Below are 6,000 nucleotides of genomic sequence, written 5' to 3'. Positions count from 1 at the left end.
CAAAAGTACATTACGTGTTTTTTAGTTTGTTTGAACGAAAGTTCATTTTGTTTTCGTTCTTAAGTTGATGGGCATGTGGATTGACCCGTAAAACAAATGTTTGGTACAATGGAGCGGTTAGAAAAGTAATTTATACATACAAACATATAGTATGACTATTTGAATAAAGAACTGAGAAAAGCCCTTCATAGGGGATTAGTTTATAACGAGGTGAATGGGGCATTGTTATCGGAATTATCGATTAGAAACTTTGCTATTATTGAGGCATTAAATATTTCTTTTCAAAAAGGATTAACGGTTTTAAGTGGTGAAACAGGGGCCGGAAAATCGATTATTATTGATGCGATTAGTTTACTTGTAGGTGGCCGTGGTTCAGCAGAATTTGTTCGATACGGAACAGAAAAAGCTGAGATAGAGGGGCTATTTTATGTGGAAGATGATAAGCATCCATGTATTGAAAAAGCAGAAGAGTTGGATATAGAAATAGAAGACGGCATGATTATTTTGAAGCGTGATATCGCTGCAAACGGAAAAAGTGTATGTCGTGTAAATGGAAAACTAGTTACCCTTAGTGTATTAAAAGAAATTGGAAAAACACTTGTTGATATTCATGGACAACACGAAACGCAAGACTTAATGAATGAAGAACGTCATCTATTTATGCTCGATCATTTTGATGGAGAGCGTATCGTTAAACAATTAGATATATACCAAAACGTATATGCTGACTATGAGAAATTAAAAAAACAGTTGAAATCGTTAAGTGAAAATGAACAACAAATGGCACATCGTTTAGATTTAATTCAATTTCAGCATGAAGAAATCCGTAAAGCGGATTTAAAGATAGATGAAGAAAATGACTTAACTGAAGAACGATTGCAAATTTCTAATTTCGAAAAAATTTACAAAGCATTAGGGGATGCGTATCGCTCGTTAAGTGCTGACGGACAAGGGTTAGATAATGTACGAAGCGCAATGGGACAAATGGAGAGTATTACACATTTAGATGAAGTGTATCAAGAAAATCATGATTCCATTGCCAATAGTTATTATTTATTAGAAGAAGTTGCCTATCAACTAAGAGAAAAGCTCGATATGATGGAATATGATCCGAATCGCTTAGATGAAATTGAAACGCGTTTAAATGAAATTCGTATGCTAAAGAGAAAATATGGAAATACTGTAGAAGAGATTTTAGCGTATGCTGATAAAATTGAACAAGAAATTTTTACGATTGAAAATAAAGACGTTCATATTGAAACGACGAAGAAACAGTTGAAGGAATTAGAAAGTGTTATTCTGAAAGAAGCAACGTTGTTAAGTAATATGCGTCATGAACTTGCAGAGCATCTTACAAATGCCATTCATCAGGAATTAAAAGAATTATATATGGAAAAAACAAAATTTGAAGTGAGAATTATGAAGCGAGAAGGAAATGCAGAAGAGCCTCTCGTGGAGGGAGCACCGGTAAGACTTACAGCGGATGGTTACGATCATGTGGAATTTTATATTTCAACAAATCCGGGTGAGCCGCTAAAACCACTTTCAAAGGTTGCTTCTGGCGGAGAGTTATCCCGTATTATTTTAGCTTTAAAAAGCATTTTTTCTAAGCATCAAGGTGTTGCATCTGTTATTTTTGATGAAGTGGATACTGGTGTAAGTGGCCGGGTGGCACAGGCTATTGCGGAAAAGATTTATCGAGTATCAGTAAACTCACAAGTACTTTGTATTACGCACTTACCTCAAGTAGCTTCAATGGCGGATTCGCATTTATTTATTCGAAAACAAGTAGCAAATGATCGAACAATTACATCAGTTACCGTTTTAACTATGGAGGATAAAGTAACAGAAATAGCTCGAATGATTTCTGGTGTGGAAATTACAGATTTAACGACAGAACATGCGAAAGAATTACTTACGCAAGCGCATCATTTTAAACAGACAGCAGAGGCTATCCAGTAATGGATAGCTTTTTTTCTCAAATGATGATTTCTTAATTCTTCCGGTTATAAATAAAGCATTGCAAGGAGAGATTAAAAAGTGAAGCCAAAAGGCTGAATGTGGGGTAGGAGCGAGGAGAGTGAACAAATTGAAATTAGAAAGATTTCGCAAAATAATAGGTATTTTTCTCCTTGTTTCTTTAGTTTTTATTGGGTGTTTTAAACCGCTTCGGACGTTTATTTCATCTCCGAAGCAACTTGTTGTTTTTGAAGGACAACAATCAGAAATAGCTTCATTACCAGTATTTAAAGCTTCATCTACAGATCGTCATGTGTTTACAGTAAGTTCAAATGAACAAAAACAAGGACTTATGGTAAATTCTCATCAAAATGGTGAAGCAGATATGGTGTTTCAGCTTGCTGGTTTTCCAGTGAAAAAAGTAAATGTGAGAGTATTAAAAGATTTCAAAGTTATTCCAGGTGGAGAATCAATTGGTGTAAAGTTAAACACAAAAGGGGTACTTGTTGTAGGCCATCATTTAATTCAAACTGAAAAAGGGAAAGTATCTCCTGGTGAAACAGCTGGTGTGCAAATTGGAGATATGATTACTGAAATTAATGGTAAAACAATTGAAAGAATGAGTGATGTAGCACCATTTATTCATAATAGTGGGGAAACAGGCGAACCGCTTAATCTCGTTTTGCTAAGGGATGGAAAGCATATCCGCACTAAACTAACACCACAAAAAGACAGTGGAGAATCGTCTTATCGCATTGGTTTATATATTCGTGATTCGGCAGCTGGAATCGGAACAATGACATTTGTTCATCCTGATTCTATGAAATATGGGGCACTTGGTCATGTTATTTCTGATAATGATACGAAAAAGCCGATTCAAGTCGAAGATGGACAAATTATGCGTTCGACAGTTACATCAATTGAAAGAGGTAGTCATGGGAATCCAGGGGAGAAATTAGCGAGGTTCTCACCTGATCGTGAAGTGATTGGCAATATTACAATAAATAGTCCATTTGGTATTTTTGGCAAATTGAATACAAATATGACAAATGGCGTAATGGATAAAGCGATGCCTATTGCACTATCTCATCAAGTAAAAGAAGGACCGGCAAAAATATTAACGGTTATTGATCAAGATAAAGTGGAAGCGTTTGATATTGAAGTTGTGAGTACAGTACCGCAAAAGTTTCCGGCAACAAAAGGCATGGTAATAAAAGTAACAGATAAACGTTTATTAGCGAAAACAGGTGGTATCGTACAGGGGATGAGCGGAAGTCCAATTGTACAAAATGGAAAGGTAATTGGCGCTGTTACACATGTATTTGTAAATGATCCAACATCAGGATATGGTGTTCATATTGAATGGATGTTACATGAGGCTGGAATTAACATTTATAATCAAGAAAGAAAAGCGAGCTAATTAATAATTAGCTCGTTTTTCTATTGAAAAATTCGTTGAAATTTTGTAAAAGCTCCGCAAGAGGTGTTTTTTGTTGTAAAATAAAAGGAAAGGGTTGAACGTTTCGTTGTTTTTCTATGATGGAATGTGTTGCGAAAAGGAATAATTAAACGATAAACATATTTTTTTGTGATTTTATCGGAAAGTAACAAACTTTAAAAGGGAATTTTCACACAATTGTCGAACAATTCATGTAGCCTAGAAGGATACACATGTCGGAGAATCGATTCGGTAAGGGAGGAAAAGCTGTGGAGAAAATTAAAGTATGTCTTGTGGATGATAATAAAGAATTAGTATCAATGCTAGAGAGTTATGTAGCTGCTCAAGAGGATATGGAAGTAATTGGTGCTGCTTATAATGGTCAAGAGTGTTTAAATTTATTAAAAGATAAGCAGCCGGATGTACTTGTATTAGATATTATTATGCCACATTTAGATGGGTTAGCTGTACTAGAGAAAATGCGCCATATTGAAAGGTTAAGACAGCCTAGCGTAATTATGTTGACAGCGTTTGGACAAGAAGATGTGACGAAAAAAGCAGTTGACTTAGGTGCGTCATATTTCATATTAAAACCATTTGATATGGAGAATTTAACGAGTCATATTCGTCAAGTGAGCGGTAAAGCGAACGCTACTATTAAACGTCCACTGCCATCTTTCCGATCAGCAACAACAGTAGATGGAAAACCGAAAAACTTAGATGCAAGCATTACGAGTATCATTCATGAAATTGGTGTGCCTGCTCATATTAAAGGGTACATGTACTTAAGGGAAGCAATTTCTATGGTGTACAATGACATCGAATTACTGGGATCTATTACGAAAGTATTGTATCCAGATATCGCGAAGAAATATAATACAACAGCAAGCCGTGTCGAGCGTGCAATCCGTCACGCAATTGAAGTAGCATGGAGTCGTGGGAATATCGATTCTATTTCGTCCTTATTCGGTTATACAGTATCTATGTCAAAAGCAAAACCTACGAACTCTGAGTTCATCGCAATGGTTGCGGATAAGTTGAGACTTGAACATAAGGTTAGCTGAGAATAGAAGAAGTAAGGGATTTAAGTTTTAATAAAGCTTAATAATTCTTGAAATGTATACTCGATAGTAAATTTAAAACCAATGAACTTTTTAATTAATGACCAATGAATGTTAGAATTCGTTGGTCTTTTTATTGTACATGTTCGAAGTGAAGGTTAAATTGAATCATGGTATATCCAATGAGGGATTTTAGCAAGGAAGCCATCCATGATATAATAGAAAATAATAAAAAGTCCTGCGAAACAGGACTGTATTATTCTTCGTCTTTATTTTGTTTTTCTAATTCAACTAACTTTTGAATTAAAATGTGCTGCGGCATATGCATAAGTTGTTCAAGTGGAACACCTAGTGCTTTTGATAGGCGGACTGCAGTGTCTGGAGAAATTTGTAATGGTCTCATAGAAGTACCTCCTTTTTCGTATAGTATAGCATAAGATTGGGGGAGTGAGGATGACTCTTATATTTGCGCATCGTGGTGCAGCGGGAACGTACCCAGAAAATACGATGATTTCATTTGAAGCAGCTGAATCTTTTAAGACAGATGGAATTGAGCTGGATGTTCAATTAACGAAAGACGGAAAGGTTGTCGTCATTCATGATGAAACAGTGAATCGGACAACGAATGGAAAAGGTGCGGTTCGAAATTATGTATATGAGGATTTATGTAAATTAGATGCGAGTTATAAATTTGGTGATAAAGTAGGATTTTGTAAAATACCTCTTTTAGAAGAGGTGTTAAAATGGATTGAAAAAACAGAGTTGTTACTTAATATTGAACTTAAAAATAATAAAATTCCATACAGAGGTTTAGAAGAAGAAGTTATAACGCTTGTACGGAAATTTAATCTAGAAGATCGTGTTATATTTTCTTCATTTAATCATTACAGTATGAAAAGGTGTCATATGATGGCTCCAGATATTCAAACAGCGATTTTATATCGCGAAGGTTTGCATAGTCCGTGGGCATATGCAAAAAAAATGGGGGCTACAGCAGTGCATCCTAATTATCGTTATCTTCAAGATGCTGTTGCCGAACTAACGATGGAAAGTGATGTAGAGGTTCGGCCCTATACAATTAATGAAGAAACACTTATGCGTAAATATTTTGATATGAATATTTCGGCGATTATTACGGATTATCCTGAAACGGCAAGAGCATTATTGCCAATAAAAAAATGAGACCGCTTGTAACGGTCTCATTTTTTTATTTGTAAATAGTAGGGCTTTCCTATCTTCGAAAGCGAGCTTGTACTTTATTTCGTTTACGATCTCGGTGTAAGACGAAACCACCAAAGATATAAAATCCGAGCGCGAAGCAGAGAGCCCCGATTAAAAATTGTAACCATAGTATAGAGAGTGGAGGAAATAAAATCCCGAATACGGTATCTCTCATTAACTTAATGCCAAACACAGCTAATGAAATAGGGATGAGTGCTAATAATAGAGCAAGGTAACGCTGCATATAAACGCTCCTTTTCAGATTATTTTGTTTATTTTAATGATGTTATATGAAAAGGGGGTTTGTCAAGAGGGGGCTGA

General features: G+C 35.5%; 6 protein-coding genes. 4 read left to right on the top strand and 2 right to left on the bottom strand.

What is annotated here, in order from left to right:
- Positions 1-222 precede the first annotated feature (222 nt).
- The 3 genes from recN to spo0A all read left to right on the top strand — a co-directional run bounded on the left by recN (position 223) and on the right by spo0A (position 4,461).
- Positions 223-1,962, top strand: coding sequence for a DNA repair protein RecN (gene recN / locus PDQ33_RS09230; RefSeq protein ID WP_000947749.1), 1,740 nt, complete (start codon positions 223-225; stop codon positions 1,960-1,962).
- A 118-nt stretch (positions 1,963-2,080) separates the two neighbouring features.
- Positions 2,081-3,379 carry a SpoIVB peptidase gene (gene spoIVB / locus PDQ33_RS09225; protein WP_270393401.1) on the top strand — a complete coding sequence of 433 codons (1,299 nt, stop codon included), beginning with the start codon at positions 2,081-2,083 and terminating at the stop codon, positions 3,377-3,379.
- A gap of 287 nt (positions 3,380-3,666) precedes the next feature.
- On the top strand, positions 3,667-4,461 hold the full coding sequence (gene spo0A / locus PDQ33_RS09220; protein ID WP_270755361.1) for a sporulation transcription factor Spo0A: 795 nt from the start codon (positions 3,667-3,669) through the stop codon (positions 4,459-4,461).
- 253 nt (positions 4,462-4,714) lie between these two features.
- Here the strand turns inward: spo0A and PDQ33_RS09215 are convergent, their stop codons facing one another.
- Positions 4,715-4,861 carry a YycC family protein gene (locus PDQ33_RS09215; RefSeq protein WP_001247671.1) on the bottom strand — a complete coding sequence of 49 codons (147 nt, stop codon included), beginning with the start codon at positions 4,859-4,861 and terminating at the stop codon, positions 4,715-4,717.
- 50 nt (positions 4,862-4,911) lie between these two features.
- Here PDQ33_RS09215 and PDQ33_RS09210 point away from each other — a divergent pair, with 50 nt between their 5' ends.
- Complete coding sequence (locus PDQ33_RS09210; protein ID WP_000172565.1) at positions 4,912-5,640, top strand: glycerophosphodiester phosphodiesterase; 729 nt, start codon at positions 4,912-4,914, stop codon at positions 5,638-5,640.
- 49 nt (positions 5,641-5,689) lie between these two features.
- On the opposite strand, the gene PDQ33_RS09205 is transcribed toward PDQ33_RS09210, so the two are convergent.
- The gene (locus PDQ33_RS09205; protein ID WP_001190187.1) at positions 5,690-5,923 is read right to left on the bottom strand and encodes a DUF2627 domain-containing protein; all 234 of its coding nucleotides are present in this window, start codon (positions 5,921-5,923) and stop codon (positions 5,690-5,692) included.
- Positions 5,924-6,000 lie beyond the last annotated feature (77 nt).

It is taken from the genome of Bacillus cereus group sp. Bc031, from assembly GCF_027716265.1.
GTDB classification, from domain to species: domain Bacteria; phylum Bacillota; class Bacilli; order Bacillales; family Bacillaceae_G; genus Bacillus_A; species Bacillus_A paranthracis.
This window is presented reverse-complemented; position numbering and strand designations above follow the sequence as displayed.